18 protein-coding genes are annotated in these 16,924 nt (G+C 71.5%); 6 read left to right on the top strand and 12 right to left on the bottom strand.

What is annotated here, in order from left to right; genetic code table 11:
- Nucleotides 1-7 precede the first annotated feature (7 nt).
- A complete protein-coding gene (locus IE97_RS0133805; protein ID WP_078603478.1) occupies nt 8-241 on the bottom strand; it encodes a (2Fe-2S)-binding protein in 234 nt (77 codons plus the stop codon).
- Between the two features lie 165 nt (nt 242-406).
- The gene (locus IE97_RS0133810) at nt 407-1,759 is read right to left on the bottom strand and encodes a class II 3-deoxy-7-phosphoheptulonate synthase (protein ID WP_030249354.1); all 1,353 of its coding nucleotides are present in this window, start codon (nt 1,757-1,759) and stop codon (nt 407-409) included.
- 96 nt (nt 1,760-1,855) lie between these two features.
- Between IE97_RS0133810 and IE97_RS43865 the strand changes: the two genes are divergently transcribed.
- Nucleotides 1,856-1,912: a trp operon leader peptide gene (locus IE97_RS43865; RefSeq protein ID WP_076973970.1), complete on the top strand. Its 57-nt coding sequence runs from the start codon at nt 1,856-1,858 to the stop codon at nt 1,910-1,912.
- Between the two features lie 96 nt (nt 1,913-2,008).
- Nucleotides 2,009-3,880: an anthranilate synthase family protein gene (locus tag IE97_RS0133815; protein ID WP_030249358.1), complete on the top strand. Its 1,872-nt coding sequence runs from the start codon at nt 2,009-2,011 to the stop codon at nt 3,878-3,880.
- Between the two features lie 18 nt (nt 3,881-3,898).
- Here IE97_RS0133815 and IE97_RS0133820 read toward each other — a convergent pair whose 3' ends face one another.
- Genes IE97_RS0133820 through IE97_RS0133830 form a run of 3 tightly spaced genes read right to left on the bottom strand, consistent with a single transcriptional unit; the run spans nt 3,899 to nt 6,642 of the window.
- Nucleotides 3,899-4,612: a response regulator gene (locus IE97_RS0133820; protein ID WP_030249361.1), complete on the bottom strand. Its 714-nt coding sequence runs from the start codon at nt 4,610-4,612 to the stop codon at nt 3,899-3,901.
- Nucleotides 4,609-5,835: a MacS family sensor histidine kinase gene (gene macS / locus IE97_RS0133825; protein ID WP_030249365.1), complete on the bottom strand. Its 1,227-nt coding sequence runs from the start codon at nt 5,833-5,835 to the stop codon at nt 4,609-4,611. Before macS ends, IE97_RS0133820 begins: the two co-directional genes overlap by 4 nt.
- A 27-nt stretch (nt 5,836-5,862) precedes the next feature.
- Entirely contained in the window at nt 5,863-6,642 is a 780-nt protein-coding gene (locus tag IE97_RS0133830; protein ID WP_030249370.1) for a lysophospholipid acyltransferase family protein, read from the bottom strand.
- 202 nt (nt 6,643-6,844) lie between these two features.
- Between IE97_RS0133830 and IE97_RS0133835 the strand changes: the two genes are divergently transcribed.
- From IE97_RS0133835 to IE97_RS43520, 3 genes are all read left to right on the top strand, one after another.
- Nucleotides 6,845-7,642 (top strand): alpha/beta hydrolase, encoded by a 798-nt coding sequence (locus tag IE97_RS0133835; RefSeq protein WP_030249375.1) that lies wholly within the window; start codon nt 6,845-6,847, stop codon nt 7,640-7,642.
- Nucleotides 7,635-8,258 (top strand): hypothetical protein, encoded by a 624-nt coding sequence (locus tag IE97_RS0133840; RefSeq protein WP_030249379.1) that lies wholly within the window; start codon nt 7,635-7,637, stop codon nt 8,256-8,258. Before IE97_RS0133835 ends, IE97_RS0133840 begins: the two co-directional genes overlap by 8 nt.
- An 86-nt stretch (nt 8,259-8,344) precedes the next feature.
- A complete protein-coding gene (locus IE97_RS43520) occupies nt 8,345-8,479 on the top strand; it encodes a hypothetical protein (RefSeq protein ID WP_267881818.1) in 135 nt (44 codons plus the stop codon).
- A gap of 31 nt (nt 8,480-8,510) precedes the next feature.
- On the opposite strand, the gene IE97_RS0133850 is transcribed toward IE97_RS43520, so the two are convergent.
- From IE97_RS0133850 to IE97_RS0133875, 6 genes are all read right to left on the bottom strand, one after another.
- The gene (locus IE97_RS0133850) at nt 8,511-9,257 is read right to left on the bottom strand and encodes an endonuclease/exonuclease/phosphatase family protein (RefSeq protein WP_030249381.1); all 747 of its coding nucleotides are present in this window, start codon (nt 9,255-9,257) and stop codon (nt 8,511-8,513) included.
- A 105-nt stretch (nt 9,258-9,362) separates the two neighbouring features.
- Nucleotides 9,363-10,316, bottom strand: a complete 954-nt coding sequence (locus IE97_RS0133855; protein ID WP_030249383.1) for an ROK family glucokinase — start codon at nt 10,314-10,316, stop codon at nt 9,363-9,365.
- Between the two features lie 116 nt (nt 10,317-10,432).
- The gene (locus IE97_RS0133860) at nt 10,433-10,933 is read right to left on the bottom strand and encodes a DUF5304 domain-containing protein (RefSeq protein ID WP_030249386.1); all 501 of its coding nucleotides are present in this window, start codon (nt 10,931-10,933) and stop codon (nt 10,433-10,435) included.
- 52 nt (nt 10,934-10,985) lie between these two features.
- Nucleotides 10,986-12,161, bottom strand: a complete 1,176-nt coding sequence (locus tag IE97_RS0133865; protein WP_030249391.1) for an ArsA family ATPase — start codon at nt 12,159-12,161, stop codon at nt 10,986-10,988.
- 255 nt (nt 12,162-12,416) lie between these two features.
- Nucleotides 12,417-12,857 (bottom strand): SRPBCC family protein, encoded by a 441-nt coding sequence (locus IE97_RS0133870; protein WP_030249394.1) that lies wholly within the window; start codon nt 12,855-12,857, stop codon nt 12,417-12,419.
- Between the two features lie 121 nt (nt 12,858-12,978).
- Nucleotides 12,979-13,734, bottom strand: a complete 756-nt coding sequence (locus tag IE97_RS0133875; RefSeq protein WP_030249399.1) for a metallophosphoesterase family protein — start codon at nt 13,732-13,734, stop codon at nt 12,979-12,981.
- Nucleotides 13,735-14,072: 338 nt separating this feature from the next.
- Between IE97_RS0133875 and IE97_RS0133880 the strand changes: the two genes are divergently transcribed.
- The gene (locus tag IE97_RS0133880; RefSeq protein WP_030249403.1) at nt 14,073-15,869 is read left to right on the top strand and encodes an AMP-dependent synthetase/ligase; all 1,797 of its coding nucleotides are present in this window, start codon (nt 14,073-14,075) and stop codon (nt 15,867-15,869) included.
- 47 nt (nt 15,870-15,916) lie between these two features.
- On the opposite strand, the gene IE97_RS0133885 is transcribed toward IE97_RS0133880, so the two are convergent.
- Entirely contained in the window at nt 15,917-16,837 is a 921-nt protein-coding gene (locus IE97_RS0133885) for an alpha/beta hydrolase (RefSeq protein ID WP_037845218.1), read from the bottom strand.
- Nucleotides 16,838-16,924: the final 87 nt, after the last annotated feature.

Here is a 16,924-nt window from a genome sequence, read left to right on the forward strand (position 1 = left end):
CCTGCCGTCAGGCGGCGTCCTCGAGCTCCGCGAGCACCGGCTCGCCCTGGTCGGCCAGCTCGCGGCGCGGGCACGCGCCCCTGCCGAGGATCGCCTGGATACGGCGTACGCACGACCCGCAGTCCGTGCCCGCCTTGCAGGCGGAGGCTATCTGGCGTGGGGTGCAGGCGCCGTTGTCCGCGTGCTGCCTGACCTGCTGTTCGGTGATTCCGAAGCAACTGCAGATGTACACGCGGTCCACCTCCCGACGGGTTCGTTCTCTGGCGCCGTCCCCGTTGATCGGTGAGGCTAACCTAACCTTACCCGCCGGCTGGGAGGGGGAAAAGCCGAGAGGGGCGCGGATCGTGTGATCCGCGCCCCAGTCGATGTCGTGACAGGCGGGCCCTTACTGGTCCCGGTACATCCCTTACTGGTCCCGGTACATCTCGGCCACGAGGAACGCCAGGTCGAGCGACTGGCTGCGGTTGAGCCGCGGGTCGCAGGCCGTCTCGTAGCGCTGGTGCAGGTCGTCGACGAAGATCTCGTCGCCGCCGCCCACGCACTCGGTGACGTCGTCGCCGGTGAGTTCCACGTGGATGCCGCCCGGGTGCGTGCCCAGCGCCTTGTGGACCTCGAAGAAGCCCTTGACCTCGTCGAGCACGTCGTCGAAGCGGCGGGTCTTGTGCCCGGAGGCCGCCTCGAAGGTGTTGCCGTGCATCGGGTCGGTCACCCAGGCCACGGTCGCGCCGGACGCGGTGACCTTCTCGACCAGCTCGGGGAGCTTGTCGCGGACCTTGTCGGCGCCCATACGGACGATGAAGGTCAGCCGGCCCGGCTCCCGCTCCGGGTCGAGGCGCTCGATGTACTGCAGCGCGTCCTCGGCGGTGGTCGTCGGACCCAGCTTGATGCCGATGGGGTTGCGGATCTTCGAGGCGAACTCGATGTGCGCGTGGTCCAGCTGCCGGGTGCGCTCACCGATCCACACCATGTGCGCGGAGACGTCGTACAGCTGCCCGGTGCGCGAGTCGACCCGGGTCAGGGCGGACTCGTAGTCGAGCAGCAGCGCCTCGTGCGAGGCGTAGAACTCGACCGTCTTGAACTCCTCCGGGTCCGCCCCGCAGGCGTGCATGAAGTTCAGCGCGTTGTCGATCTCGCGCGCCAGCTGCTCGTAGCGCTGCCCCGAGGGGGACGACTTCACGAAGTCCTGGTTCCAGGCGTGCACCTGGCGCAGGTCGGCGTAACCGCCGGTGGTGAAGGCGCGCACCAGGTTCAGCGTGGAGGCGGAGGCGTGGTACATCCGCTTCAGCCGCTCGGGGTCCGGGACGCGGGCCTCTTCGGTGAAGTCGAAGCCGTTGACGGAGTCGCCCCGGTACGTCGGCAGCGTCACGCCGTCACGGGTCTCGGTCGGCTTGGAGCGCGGCTTGGAGTACTGGCCGGCGATCCGGCCGACCTTCACGACCGGCACGGAGGCGGCGTACGTCAGCACGGCGCCCATCTGGAGCAGGGTCTTGAGCTTGTTGCGGATGTGGTCGGCGGACACCGCGTCGAACGCCTCGGCGCAGTCGCCGCCCTGGAGAAGGAACGCCTCTCCCTTGGCGACGGCCGCCATCCGGGCGCGCAGCTGGTCGCACTCGCCCGCGAAGACGAGCGGCGGATACGACTCGAGGTCCGCAACGACTGCGCGCAGAGCCTCAAGGTCGGGGTACTCGGGCTGCTGCGCCGCGGGCAGGTCTCGCCAGGTGTTGCCAGCACTCGCGCTGGTCTTAGCGTTCACGGTCACGCGTTCAACACTACGGGGTCGTGTCGGGCGTCCAGACCCATGCCCAGCAATTGAGACACCGCGTACGCCCTGCGGACATCGGGTAGGGTGCGTCGCATGTTCGCGCACTCGATCCAGAACTGGTGGTGGACCGCTCACCCGGCGGCCCACTGACTGCGCGTACGCAAGACTTCGCGAAGGCCGCCCGAGGGGCGGCCTTCGGTGTTTCCCGGGGTCCGTTCCTCTCCCATCGACAAGGAGTACGGACCCATGAACCTGCTCGGCTTGCTGGACGACTCCCGCCCGTTCGCCCTGCTGCGCCGCCGCACCCCGGGCCGCGACCACGACACGGTCGAGGTGCTGCTCGGCCCGGTCGCCACCTACGACCGCCTCGCCGATCTCCCCGACGAGGGCCTCGCGCTCGTCCCCTTCCGGCAGATCCGCGAGCGCGGCTTCGACGTCCGCGACGACGGCACCCCGCTGACGGTGCTGACGCCCGAGGAGTCCTACGAGGTGCCGCTGGCCGACGCCCTGGAGCAGCTCCCGGCGCACGAGGTGCGCGTCGAGGGAGGTGGCTTCGATGTCACCGACGAGGAGTACGCGCGGATCGTCGGACGCGTGCTGGAGGAGGAGATCGGCGGCGGTGAGGGCGCGAACTTCGTGATCCGGCGGACGTACGAGGGTGAGATCCCGGGGTTCTCCCGCGGGGACGCCCTGGCGCTGTTCCGGCGGCTGCTGGAGGGCGAGCGGGGCGCGTACTGGACGTTCGTCGTGCACACCGGGGCCCGGACCTTGGTCGGGGCGAGCCCCGAGGTGCACGTACGGATGTCCGGCGGGACCGTCGTCATGAACCCGATCAGCGGGACGTACCGGTATCCCGTCGAGGGGCCCACAGCCGAACACCTGCTCGACTTCCTCGCCGACGGCAAGGAGATCGAGGAACTGTCGATGGTCGTCGACGAGGAGCTCAAGATGATGTGCACCGTCGGTGACATGGGCGGAGTCGTCATCGGGCCCCGGCTGAAGGAGATGGCGCACCTCGCGCACACCGAGTACGAGCTGCGCGGGAAGTCCTCGCTGGACGTGCGGGACGTCCTGAGGGAGACCATGTTCGCGGCCACCGTCACCGGCTCGCCGGTGCAGAACGCCTGCCGGGTGATCGAGCGGCACGAGGTCGGCGGGCGCGGGTACTACGCGGGAGCTCTGGCCCTGCTCGGCCGGGATTCCGGCGGAGCCCAGACGGTCGACTCCCCCATCCTCATCCGCACCGCCGACATCTCCTGCGACGGACACCTGCGCGTGCCGGTCGGCGCCACGCTCGTGCGTGGATCGGACCCGGCCGGCGAGGTCGCGGAGACGCATGCGAAGGCGGCGGGTGTGCTGACGGCCCTGGGAGTACGGCCGGGAAGGCCGCGGGAGGAGTCCGTGCGGCCGCGGCTGGCCCACGACCCGAGAGTGCGGGCCGCGCTCGACGCGCGCCGGGCCTCGCTCGCGCCGTTCTGGCTGCGGATGCAGGAGCCGTCGGCCAAGGCGCTGAGCGGGCATGCGCTGGTCGTCGACGGGGAGGACACCTTCACCGCGATGCTGGCGCATGTGCTGCGGTCGAGCGGCCTGGAGGTGTCCGTCCGGCGGTACGACGAGGACGGGCTCCGGGAGACGGTGCTCACGCACGAGGGGCCCGTCGTGCTCGGCCCGGGCCCCGGCGATCCCTCCGATCTCACCGACCCCAAGATGCGGATCCTGCGGGATCTCACCGCCGAGGTCATCCTCCGCGGCCATCCGCACGGCGTGCTCGGCGTCTGCCTCGGGCACGAGCTGATCGCGGCCGAGCTGGGGCTGGAGATCGTACGGAAGGAAGTGCCGTACCAGGGGGCGCAGACGGAGATCGAGTTGTTCGGGCGGCGGGAGACCGTCGGCTTCTACAACAGCTTCGTGGCGCACTGCGACGAGGGGGCCCACCAGGAGCTGGCCGCGCACGGCGTGGAGGTGAGCCGCGCCGCGAACGGGGAGGTGCACGCCCTGCGCGGGCCCGGGTTCGCGGGGGTCCAGTTCCACCCCGAGTCGATCCTGACGCTGAACGGGGCGACGCTCGTGCGGGAGCTGATGGGGCGGCTCCGGGACCCGAGCAGGCCCTCGGTGTAACGCCCGGGCCGCCGCCCCTCACTCGTCGTCGAGACCGCGCTCGATCGCGTATCTCACCAGCTCCACGCGGTTGTGCAACTGGAGCTTGCCGAGGGTGTTCTGGACGTGGTTCTGCACCGTGCGGTGGGAGATGACCAGGCGTTCGGCGATCTGCTTGTAGCTCAGGCCCTTGGCGACCAGGCGCAGCACCTCGGTCTCGCGGTCGGTGAGCCGGGGAGCGTTCGGTTCACCGGTGTCGGGGGCGGGGGCGGGTTCGGAGGCCAGGCGGCGGTACTCGCCGAGGACCAGGCCGGCGAGGCCGGGGGTGAAGACCGGATCCCCGACGGCCGTGCGGCGGACGGCGTCCTGGAGCTCCTCGGTGGAGGCCGACTTGAGCAGGTAGCCGGTCGCGCCGGACTTCACGGCCTCCAGGACGTCGGCGTGCTCGCCGCTCGCGGAGAGCACGAGGACGCGCAGCGCGGGGTTGGCGGCGACGACCTCCTTGCAGACCTGGACGCCGGGCTTGACGGGCAGGTTCAGGTCGAGCACGAGGACGTCGGGCGCGGCGGCCTTGGCCCGGCGCACCGCCTGGTCGCCGTCGCCCGCGGTGGCGACCACGTCGAAGCCCGACTCGGCCAGGTCGCGGGCGACGGCGTCGCGCCACATGGGGTGGTCGTCGACCACCATCACCTTGATCGGGTCCTTGACCGGGTCCTCGACCGGGTCCCGCCCGTCCTCCGTGGTCCGCGTCATCGCCGCTCCGCCTTCCCCCGTGCCTCTGTCACGTCCTTAGGTACCTTCAACTCGACCTCCGTGCCCTGCCCGGGCACCGAGATCAGCTCCGCGCTGCCGCCGAGGTCGCGCAGCCGGCCGCGGATCGACAGGGCGACGCCGAGCCGCCCCTCGCCCTCCGCCTGGGCGAGCCGCCCCTCCGGGATGCCGGGCCCGTCGTCCCGTACGGTGACGATCACCTCGTCCGGCTCGTCCTCGACCAGGATCCACGCGCGCGCCTGTTCCCCGGCGTGCCTGCGGACGTTGTCCAGGGCGGCCCCGACGGCGGCGGCCACCTCGCGGGCGGCGACCGGCGTCAGTGGCACGGCCGCCCCGGGCTCGGCGAGGCTGACCCTGGCCCCGGCGTACGGCGCGAGCAGGGCGCGCAGGTCGACGGGGCCGCTCTCCTCCGGCTCCTCGTCCACGGCCCGGACGACCGCTCCCTCGGCGGCGTCCTCCGAGACCCGGGAGACCGGCACCAGCCCGCCGGAGACCAGGGTGCGCAGCGCGACCTCCTGCTCACCGGCCATCCGGCCCAGCTCGGCCGCCTCGCCGCCGATCACCGCCCCGCGCCGCTGCACCATCGCCAGTACCTGGAGCACGCTGTCGTGGATGTCCCGGGCGAGGCGTTCCCGCTCTCTGGTGGCGGCCTCGATCTCCAGGGCGCGGGCGAGGGTGCGCTCGGAGGCGCGGGCGACCTCGACGACGTAGCCGATGGCGATGGAGGCGATGCAGACCAGGATGACGTTGTGGACGGTGTCGCGGGCCGGGGAGCCGCGTTCCACCAGATTGGCGGCGGCCACCAGGGTGGAAGCGAGGGCCGCCCAGCGCCAGCCGCCCTTGAGGGCGAAGGCCAGGACGGAACCGGCGGTCCAGATCGACGGCAGGGTGGGGCCGCCCGCCTGGACCCGCTCGTGTGCGTCGGCGACGGGTGTGAGCAGGATGCCGACGACGGCGACGGTGAGGTCGGCGGCGAGGAACCGCTTGGTGCAGCGGGCGGCGTTCGCGACCCGGGGCAGGGTGGCGAGGGTCCACCCGCCCAGCACGGTGTAGTAGGCGACGGCGACCCAGGGGCGGGGGAACTCGCCGTAGGCGGTGGCGAACAGGCCGACCGCGTACAGCATCGTCAGCACCCGGTACGCGGTCAGCGCACGCCACAGCGGCTGCTCGACCGACATTCTCATGACACGCTCGCGCTTGGCCATGTCCCCCACCCCCGGCCGACGCCCCGGCTAAGGCTCGGTCCGCCGCTGTTCCGTCTGCTCGTCCTTCTCGGCCTGTTCCTTCTCGGCCCGCGCGAGCGCGGCCTTGGCGGCCTTCCCGGCTTCCTTCTCCGCCTTCGCCGCCTCCGCGAGCTGCCGCTTCATGGCCGTCGCGTACATGTCGACGTATTCCTGGCCGGAGAGCTTCATGATCTCGTACATGACCTCGTCGGTCACCGCGCGCAGCACGAACCGGTCGTGCTCCATGCCCTGGTAGCGCCTGAAGTCCAGGGGCTTGCCGATGCGGATACCGGGCCGCATCAGCTTCGGCACGACCTTGCCGGGCGGCTGGATCTTCTCCGTGTCGATCATCGCGACCGGGATGACGGGCGCGCCGGTCGCGAGCGCCACGCGCGCGAGGCCGCCCGGCTTTCCGCGGTAGAGCCGCCCGTCGGGCGAGCGCGTCCCCTCCGGGTAGATGCCGAACAGCTCGCCACGCTCCAGCACCTCGATGCCGCTCTTGATGGCGGCCTCACCCGCCCCGCGGGCACCGGACCGGTCCACGGGCAGCTGACCGACCCCCTTGAAGAAGGCGGCCGTCATCCGGCCCTTCACCCCGGGCGTGGTGAAGTACTCGGCCTTCGCGATGAACGTGACCTTGCGGTCGAGGACGGCGGGCAGGAAGAACGAGTCCGAGAAGGACAGGTGATTGCTCGCCAGGATCGCGGGACCCTCGGCGGGAACGTTCTCCAGGCCTTCCACCCACGGCCTGAAGGCGACCTTCAGCGGTCCCCCAACAGCGACCTTCATCGCGCCGTACAACAACCGAGTGCCTCCTGTATGTGTCGATCAGACCATAACCCGGACCGCCGTCAAAGGCGCCGACGGCCCTGGTCGGTGTCAGTGCGGTCGCGTACGGTGAAGGTCCCGCGAACGCCGTGCGACCCCTTCCATGACGTTCTGTGACAATCCGTGATCGTGTTCGTCCCTTCTCACGACCAGGAGGCCGAAGGTGCCGGTCCTTGCCGGAGCAGAGCCGTTTCACCATGAGGGCGGGGAGGTGGCCGTCCTCCTCTGCCACGGCTTCACCGGTTCACCGCAGTCGCTGCGCCCCTGGGCGGAGCATCTCGCCGCACAGGGCCTGACCGTCTCGCTGCCGCTGCTGCCCGGGCACGGCACGCGCTGGGAGGACCTGCGGATCACCGGCTGGCAGGACTGGTACGCGGAGGTGGACCGCGAGCTGCGCCTGCTGTGCGAGCGCCGCGAGAAGGTCTTCGTGGCCGGTCTGTCCATGGGCGGTGCCCTGGCCCTGCGACTCGCCGCGAAGCACGGGGACGCCGTCAGCGGCGTGGTCGTCGTCAACCCGGCGAACAAGGTGCACGGCCTGGCCGCGCACGCCCTGCCGGTGGTCCGCCACCTCGTCCCCGCGACGAAGGGCATCGCCAGCGACATCGCCAAGCCGGACAGCAGGGAGCTCGGCTACGACCGGGTGCCGTTGCACGCGGCGCACTCGCTGCGTCAGTTCTTCCGGATCGTCGACGGCGAGCTGCCGCAGGTCACCCAGCCGGTGCTGCTGCTGCACAGCCCGCAGGACCATGTGGTGCCGCCCGCCGACTCGGCCCGGATCCTCAGCCGCGTCTCGTCGACGGACGTGAGGGAGGTTCTGCTGGAACAGAGCTACCACGTCGCCACGTTGGACCATGACGCGGACCGGATCCACGAGGAGAGCCTCGCGTTCATCGGCCGGATCGCGTCCGGCCTCGCCAAGGAGCCCGGTCTCGGCAAGGAAGGGACGACCGCAGGTGGCTGAGCACGACTCCGACCGCGAGGGCCGCGAGCCGGACGAGAAGGGCGTCCCGTTCGACGAGGAGGCCGCCTGGGCGGCCATCGTCGCCGGGTACGGCGAGGAGCCGCCGGACCCGCCGGGGGCGAAGCCGTTCAAGTCCGTCGAGGACTTGGCGCTGCTGGAGTCCGAGACCAACGACGACAAGGTGGACACGGCCGGGGCGGCCGGAGAGGCCGCCAAGCCGCAGGAAGCCGCCAAGCCGGAGGAGACCGAAGGGCCCGGGGACCGGCCCGTCAAGCCGCTGGGGGGTTCCGTCTCCTTCGCGCCGGGCGTCGGCCCGCGTGACTACTCCACGCCCGAGCCCTCCGAGGACGACTTCGACGAGGGCGACGAGGGCCACTTCGTGCCGCCGGAGCCGCCCCCGCTGCCGGCCGCCGATGTCACCGCGAAGTTCGCCTGGCTCGGCGTGCTCGGCGGGCCGGTGCTGCTTCTGCTCGCGGTGCTGCTCGGCTGGGAGATGACGTGGTGGCTGGCCACGCTGGGGATCGGCGGGTTCCTCGGTGGCTTCGCGACGCTGGTGATGCGGATGCGGACGGATGACGAGGACGACGACGACCCGGGGCGGGGTGCGGTCGTCTAGACCAGGGGGCTGTCGAAGACCTTGTCGTGGGCTGTCCGGCCGTAGGCCGGGCGGCCCTTCTTGCCTGCGGAAAGGATGGGACCAGCATGCGCCACGCCCTCATGGCGGCCCCCGGAGGCGGTCCAGACCTCCCGGTGTGGGGCCAGGTCCTCTTCGTCGTGGTCGCCATACTGATCGGAGTGTTCGTGGTCAGGGGCCTGCTGGGCAAACGGCACAAGTGACGAGGACAGCAGCCGACAGCGGCCTTCCGGTCTAGACGGCCGGAACCTTGAGAGCGGCCAGGACCGGGAAGTGGTCGGTGGCCGCCCTCAGGTCTGCCTCGGTCACGCCGGGGTGACCGACGGGCACGCCGCAGCCCAGGACCTCGATGCCCTGGGTCGCGAAGATCGCGTCGATGCGCTGGTAGGGGTCGGCGGGGGTCCAGGTGTGCTCGCCGCCCCAGGGCGCGGCGGCCCGGCAGTCGGTCAGAGCGCCGGCCAGCCGGCGGAAAGTGGGGCCGTCGGGGCGTTCGTTCAGGTCGCCGCCGGCGATCGCGTGCTCCACGCCCATCCCGGCGAGCCGGTCCAGGAGCATGCCGCCCTGCTCGTAGCGCTCGTCCTTCCGCAGCGACAGGTGACAGCTGAGAACGCCTAGGCGGGTGCCGGCGACGCGGACGACCGCCGTGGCGAAGCCGCGGCGGTGCAGGCCGGGGGTGAGGGGCAGGAGGACGTCCTCCGTGTGCTCGACGCTCGCGCGGAGCGAGCAGAGGATCGCCGGGCCCGCGGCGGTGGCTCCGCCGGTGAGGACGAGGAGGTCTGCCGCGCGGGCCAGGCGGGCGAGTTTCTTGCGCCAGCGGAAGAAGCGGGGGGCTTCTTGGACGAGGACCAGGTCGGGTTCGCAGGCTCTGATGACACGGGCCAGGGCGTGTGTGTCGTCGCGCATCGAGCGGATGTTGTAGGAGAGGACACGGAGGGTGGCTGAACCGTCGGCGTCAGTGCCGGAGTTGGGGAGCGGCTCCATGTCGGTCAATGTACGCCCAGGGGGTCGGGGCGCGGGGTACGTGCGCGAGTGCCGGATGCCTGTGGCTGGTCGCGCAGTTCCCCGCGCCCTGAGAACAGAAGGGCGTTACATGATCGGGTCGGGTTCGCGGGCCAGGTCGGCCGCGCCCACCAGGCCCGCCTTGTTGCCCAGTTCCGCGGCGCGGACCTCGGCCACCGGGCGCCAGTTGCCGCCCACCAGCCAGCGCTTGTAGGACTTGCGGATCGGGCCCAGGACCAGTTCACCCTCGTCGGAGAGACCGCCGCCGACGATGAAGGCGGAGGGGTCGAAGAGGGAGGCGAGGTCGGCGAGGCCCGCGCCGACCCAGCGGGCCAGTTCGCGGTAGGAGTCGACGGCCACGCGGTCACCTTGACGGGCGGCCATGGAGATGTGCTTGCCCTCGATGCCCTCGGGCGTGCCGTCGCCGAGGCCGAGGAGGATCTCGGCGTTCTCCGGGGTGGCGTTGGCGCGCTGCTTGGCGTACCGGACGAGGGCACGGCCGGAGGCGTACTGCTCCCAGCAGCCCTGCGAGCCGCAGCCGCACAGCAGGCCGTCCGGCACCATGCGGATGTGGCCGAACTCGGCGGCCACGCCGAAGTGCCCGCGGCGCAGCTTGTTGCCGATGATGATGCCGCCGCCGAGGCCGGTGCCGAGCGTGATGCAGATGACGTTGCGGTGGCCCTTGCCCGCGCCGAACTTGTACTCGCCCCACGCCGCGGCGTTCGCGTCGTTCTCCACGACCACCGGGAGGCCCACCCGGGCCTCGACCTTCTCCTTGAGCGGCTCGTTGCGCCAGTGGATGTTCGGCGCGAAGTAGACCTCGGAGCGCTGCCGGTTCACGTAGCCGGCGGCGCCGATGCCCACGCCGACGATGTCGTGACCGACACGCGCGCCGTCCACCGCCGAGGCGATGGCGTCCACGATGGCCTCGGGCGTGCCCGGGGTCGGCACCTTGTGGGTCGAGAGGATGTTGCCTTCCTCATCGACCACGCCGGCCGCGATCTTCGTGCCGCCGATGTCGACGCCGATGGTGAGTCCCATGAATCCCTCAGTTTCGGTCGAGCCCCGCTACGCCAACGGTACCCGAGGCACTGCCCTCGGGTTCGGCTCGTCCGACCGGTGGGCACGCCCGGCGGGATCCGGGCCCGGCCTGAGGTTCAGTCCAGGTCGATGCGTTCCCCGGGACCGCCGTCGTCGCCCCGGTCATGGCGCTCGTCCTGGTCGCGCGGGTCGTCCTGGTCGTCGCGGCCGGTCCAGCGGCGCTCCTGGGACTGGACGGCGGAGCGGTAGGCGGCGAGCAGTTCGTTCCCGGCGGCGGCCAGGTGGTCGAAGACGTCCGGGTTGCGTTCGATGACCGGTTCCACGGCGTCCTTGGCCTGCTGGACGACCTGCCGTACGACCTGCTGGGCGGCGGGGCCCGCGACCGCGCCGAACAGCGGCGACTGGATCCCGGACAGCTTGTCCGCGACGGCGTCGACGAGCTTCTTCAGTTCCTCGGCCGCGGAGCCCTGGGGGGTGCCGTACTGGGTGCGGCGGCGGGTCTTCTCCGCTTCGAGGTCCTCGGCGCACGCGGTCGCCCAGGCGTCGGCGTCGGTCGCCCGCACCTCGTCCGCGGCCTCTTCGCGGGCGGCGTGGGACGGGGGGAGCTCTTCGCTCATGACGGACTCCTGACTACGGTTCGTCCCTACGACGTTACCCGAACGGGCGTACTCAGCGTGACTGCGGCCACAGCTTCGGGTCGGGGGCGAAGCGGATGCGCAGTTCGCCCTCGCGCAGGGCGGCGCCGTCGACGGTGCAGCGGCGCAGCGCGGAGGGCAGTGGGAGGACGCGGCGGAACCGTCCCGCCGTGACGACGAGTTCGTCGCCGCGCCGGACCAGGTCCAGTTCGTCGCGTATGGCGCCGGGCAGCGGGATGTGCCAGACGAGCACCCCGTCCTCGCCGAGCCGGTCGGTGACGGGCCACTCGAGCGGGGCGACGGGGGTGTCCCCGTCGGCGCGGGGCACGTCCAGGGCGGTGAGGTCGTCGGCGCCGCGCGGGTCGCGGCCGAGGTGGGCGACGGTCCGGACGTCGTACGCCTCGCGCCACTCCTCCAGTGCCTTGCGCTGCTGGGCGACCGGGCCGGCCAGCCAGGCGTCCGGGGATGCCTCGGGCAGGACGCGGTTGGCGACGACGAGGTCGGTGCGCAGGCCGCGCAGGGCCAGGCCGAGGCCGGCCGAGCGGAGGGCGTCGGCACCGGCCGGGCCGGGCTCGGCGACCAGGCGCACGACGGTGTCGCGGTCGGCGACGACCGCCTCGACGGCGGCCAGCTCCAGGTCCCAGCGGGCGGCCGTCTCGTACAGCCACTCGGCGGGCAGGGGCACGCCGGCGAGCCGGCCCAGGACGGGGCGCAGGGCGCGGGCCGCCTGGCGTTCTCGCGGGAGCAGGCGGCGCAGGTAGCGGCGCAGTTCCTCGGGGAGCGCGAGGAGGGTGAGGGCCTGCGGGGCCGGGGGCAGGTCGACGACGAGGAGGTCGTGCCTCTCCGAGAGCGCGGCGTCGCGCAGGGCGCGCAGCAGGGCGAGTTCCTCCGCGCCGGGCAGGGGCGTCAGTTCCTCCGGGTCCAGGCGGGAGGCGCCGAGGAGGTCGAGTGCGGAGGAGGCTCGCTCCTGGAGGGCGGTGAGGTCCTTGCGGAAGTCCTGGGCGGGGTCGGGGCGCCATGCGGTGAGGTGCGGGGCGGCTTCGACGGGGGCCGGGCCGGTCCGCACGCCCAGGGCGGCTCCGAGGGTGTCCGTGCGGTCGGATCCGACGACGAGGGTGTCGGTGCCCTTCGCCGCCGCGGCCAGGGCGGTCGCGGCCGCGAGGGTGGTACGGCCGCTGCCGCCGGGGCCGGTGATCAGGATGGTGCGCATGGGCCTGAACGCTACCGGCGTTGACCAGGTACCTGGTGATGCCGCTGGGCGGGGCCGTTGCGCAACCCGGCGGTGCGGGGTGCCTCCCCCAAGCTCTCGGCTTCGCTCGAGCAGGGGGTACCCCCATCGCCCACCCGTGCCGCCCCAGCGGCACGACTGCCCGCAGCTCAGCCGACCCAGGGGCGCGGGGAACTGCGCGACCGGCCATGACGGAGCCGCACCCGGCACAGCAGGGGCACCCCCGCGGCGCGGCTCCTACTTGCCCGATTCGACCCGCTTCTTCAGTCCCGCCAGGGCCCGGTCGATGATGACCTTCTCCGCCTTGCGCTTGATCATGCCGAGCATGGGGATCTTGACGTCGACGGTCAGCGCGTACGTGACCTCCGTGCCGCCCGCGCCCGCCGGCTTGAGGATGTACGAGCCGTCCAGGGAACGGAGCATCTGGGACTTCACCAGCGTCCAGGACACCTCGTTCTCGCCGGTCCAGGTGTACCCGAGCACCTGGTCGTCCTTGATCGCGCCGGCGTCCATGACGAGGCGGACCTGCTCGGCGCGGCCCTGTTCGTCTGTCTTGAGGACCTCCGCCTCCTTCACCTCGCCGGTCCAGTCCGGGTAGCGGGCGAAGTCGGCGATGACCGCCATGACGTCGGCCGGGGCCGCCTCGATGGTGATACTCGAGCTGGTGTGTTCCGCCATCGCCGTGGCTCCTCCAGATGCGGGCCGGTATGAGGTCGCCGTGCGCACGTGTGCGCACGTGTGTGCAGCGTGAAGGCTACCGCGCACGGGACCCGCCGATCTCACCCGACCTGGGGCGTCCTCACCATTCCAGCGCCCATGGTGTCCCGCTCCCGGCGAAGTGCCCCACGTTCACGCACTCGGTGGCCCCGATCCGCATCCGTCGCACCAGCGGCTGGTGCACGTGCCCGAAGAGGGAGTAGCGGGGCCGGGTGCGGTGGATGGCGTCCAGCAGGGCCCGGCTGCCGCGCTCGAAGCGGCGTGCGACGGTGTCGTAGACCAGTTCCGGGACTTCGGGCGGAATGTGCGTGCACAGCACGTCGACCTCGCCCAGGGCCTCGATCTTCGCCGCGTACTCCTCGTCGCTGATCTCGTAGGGCGTCCGCATCGGCGTGCGCAGGCCGCCTCCCACGAAGCCGAAGACCCGGCCGCCTATCTCGACGCGCTCGCCGTCGAGGACGGTGGTGCCGGGGCCGGCGTACTCCTGCCACAGGGGAGGCATGTCGACGTTGCCGTAGGTGGCGTACGTCGGAGTGGGGAACGCGGCGAACAGCTCCGCGTACTGCCTGCGCACCGCCTTCTCGATCACCGAGGCCCGGTCCTCTCCGATGCCCGCCCACAGCCGCCTTCCGAACTCCCGGGCCTCCTCGAAGCGGCGGGCGGTGCGCAGGGCGACGATGCGGTCGGCGTTCTCGACGCCGAACAGGTCGGGGAAGATGCCGCGCGAGTGGTCGGCGTAGTCGAGGAAGAGGACGAGGTCGCCCAGGCAGATCAGGGCGTCGGCGCCTTCTCCGGCCCTGGCCAGGTCCCGGGCGTTGCCGTGCACGTCACTGACCACGTGCACGCGCGTCCTGCGGTTTCCGGCTGGTGTGGGTGCCATGACGATCAAGCGTAGGTCGAGCGCGGCCCCTGTGAACAGTGGCGGAGCTACCTGCGGTTACTGGCCAGTCAGTTAGCACGTGGACTACTGTGCGCAAAGGAAATACCCACTGTGTGACGCAGCGAACATCTCGACGGGCCCCCTGTCGTAGAAGCCATACCGGCGGGTAACGTCCGGGCAGTCCAGTCGTGCTCTGCATTTCAACAAGTGAACGTGCGAGCACCTGCCCGAGCCTTGGACCGCACCGTCGCAGCACACACCGTCGTGGCGCCGGCGCCCTATGAGGAGCAGCAGTCTTGCGCGAGTTCAGCCTTCCGGCTTTGTACGAGGTCCCCGCGGACGGGAATCTGACCGACATCGTCCGCAGAAACGCCGCGCAGCACCCGGACGTCGCCGTCATCGCCCGCAAGGTCGGCGGCAGCTGGCAGGACGTCACGTCCACCACCTTCCTCGCCGAGGTGCACGCGGCCGCGAAGGGGCTGATCGCCGCCGGGGTCCAGCCGGGCGACCGGGTGGGGCTGATGTCCCGCACCCGCTACGAGTGGACGCTGCTGGACTTCGCGATCTGGAGCGCGGGTGCCGTGACCGTGCCGGTGTACGAGACCAGTTCGCCGGAGCAGGTGCAGTGGATCCTCGGCGACTCGGGCGCGACCGCGTGCATCGTGGAGTCGGAGGCACACGCCGCCGGTGTCGAGTCGGTGCGCGACGGGCTTCCCGCGCTCAAGCACGTCTGGCAGATCGACGGCGGCGGCCTCGACGAGCTGAGCCGGCTCGGCCAGGACGTCACCGACGAGACGATCGAGGAGCGCAGCTCGATCGCCAAGGCCGACGACCCGGCCACCATCGTCTACACCTCGGGCACGACCGGCCGCCCCAAGGGGTGCGTGCTCACCCACCGCAGCTTCTTCGCCGAGTGCGGCAACATCGTGGAACGGCTGCGTCCGCTGTTCCGCACGGGCGAGTGCTCGGTACTGCTCTTCCTGCCGCTGGCCCACGTCTTCGGGCGGCTGGTGCAGATCGCGCCCATGATGGCGCCGATCAAGCTCGGCTGCGTCCCGGACATCAAGAACCTCACCGACGAGCTTGCCTCCTTCCGGCCGACGCTGATCCTCGGCGTGCCGCGCGTCTTCGAGAAGGTCTACAACTCGGCGCGGGCCAAGGCACAGGCGGACGGCAAGGGCAAGATCTTCGACAAGGCCGCCGACACCGCGATCGCCTACAGCAAGGCGCTGGACACCCCGTCGGGCCCGTCCTTCGGCCTGAAGATCAAGCACAAGGCCTTCGACAAGCTCGTCTACAGCAAGCTCCGCGCGGTCCTCGGTGGCCGGGGCGAGTACGCCATCTCCGGCGGCGCGCCGCTGGGCGAGCGCCTCGGTCACTTCTTCCGCGGCATCGGCTTCACGGTCCTGGAGGGCTACGGCCTGACCGAGTCCTGCGCCGCCACCGCGTTCAACCCCTGGGACCGGCAGAAGATCGGCACGGTCGGCCAGCCGCTGCCCGGCTCGGTGGTCCGGATCGCCGACGACGGCGAGGTGCTGCTGCACGGCGACCACCTGTTCAAGGAGTACTGGAACAACCCCGGCGCGACCGCGGAGGCGCTGGCCGACGGCTGGTTCCACACCGGTGACATCGGCACCCTCGACGAGGACGGCTACCTCCGGATCACCGGCCGCAAGAAGGAGATCATCGTCACCGCGGGCGGCAAGAACGTCGCCCCGGCCGTGATCGAGGACCGCATCCGGGCGCACGCACTGGTCGCGGAGTGCATGGTGGTGGGCGACGGGCGGCCGTTCGTGGGCGCGCTGATCACCATCGACGAGGAGTTCCTGGCCCGCTGGTGCGCGGACCGCGGCAAGCCGGCCGGTTCCACCGCGGCGTCGCTGTGCGAGGACCCGGACCTGCTGGCCGCGGTCCAGGCCGCGATCGACGACGGCAACGCCGCGGTGTCGAAGGCCGAGTCGGTGCGGAAGTTCCGCATCCTGTCCTCCCAGTTCACGGAGGACTCGGGCCACCTGACCCCGTCACTGAAGCTGAAGCGGAACGTGGTGGCGAAGGACTACGCGCACGAGATCGAGGCGATCTACGCGAAGTGACCGGATGCCGTCCTCGCGTCGTGATCGGCGCGAGGACGGCACGGCACCTATGCCTTGCTCTTCAGCCAGGCGACGACGCGGTCGTACACGCCCGGCTCGCTCAGCAGGGAGCCGCCGTGCGCGGACCCGGCGACGACCTGCGTCTGGATCCGGCCGCTGGGCACCCCCTTGTCCTCGGCCGTGGCCTTCAGGTCGGTGGAGTGCACGGGCGGCACGAAGTCGTCCTCGGAGTGGATCAGGTACATCGGGGCGTCGGCCGGGTCGACCCAGTTCTTGGAGACCATGCTGCGCCAGGTGTCCCAGCAGGAGGGGTGGAGCGTGGTCGAGGTGTCGCCGGAGTCGGGGTAGCAGCGGGCGAGGATGGCCGAGTTGTCGCGGAGTTTGCGCTTCTTGGCGTCGGTGGAGGTGTTGCCGTCGTTCCACGCCCGGTAGGGCGAGGCGACGGGCGAGAGGGCGACCACGCCCTTGAGCCGCAGGGCGCCCGCGCCGTGCGTCGCCGCGTCGGTGGCGAGCTGGCCGCCGGCCGAGGAGCCGAGGAGCAGCACACGGTCCGGGTCGACGTCGAAATCGGCGGCGTGCGAACGGATCCAGGCGACGGCGTCCGCGACGTCGTCGCGCTGGGCCGGCCAGGCGGCCTCGAAGTTGAGCCGGTACCTGATGGCGAACACCTGGAAGCCCTCGGCCGCGAAGCGCTCCGCCGAGGAGGACCAGTCGGTCTGGTGGTACCAGTAGCCGCCGTGGATCAGAACCAGCGCGGGCTTTGGCCCGGAGCTGCTCGCGTTCCAATGGGCGTCGAGGGTCTGCCGGGCGTGGGTGCCGTACTTGTGGGTGGCCTTCGTGGCTCCGGCCTGCACTTCCTGCGTCGTGCGGGCACCCTGAGCGGCCGGAGCCGTCGTCGCGGTGGTGGAGAGGGCGGCGGCGCCGGCCACGGTGAGGGCGGCGAGCGCGGGCAGCAGTAAGCGGCGCATGGGTGTGTGCTTCCAGACGAAGAAGAGGGGGGTGGACGGCCGGTCCGGCGACGGCTGGGAGCTGCCGCCGGACCGGCCGTGATGCGG

This window comes from Streptomyces sp. NRRL S-455, assembly GCF_000717875.1.
In the GTDB taxonomy this organism is placed as follows: Bacteria; Actinomycetota; Actinomycetes; order Streptomycetales; family Streptomycetaceae; genus Streptomyces.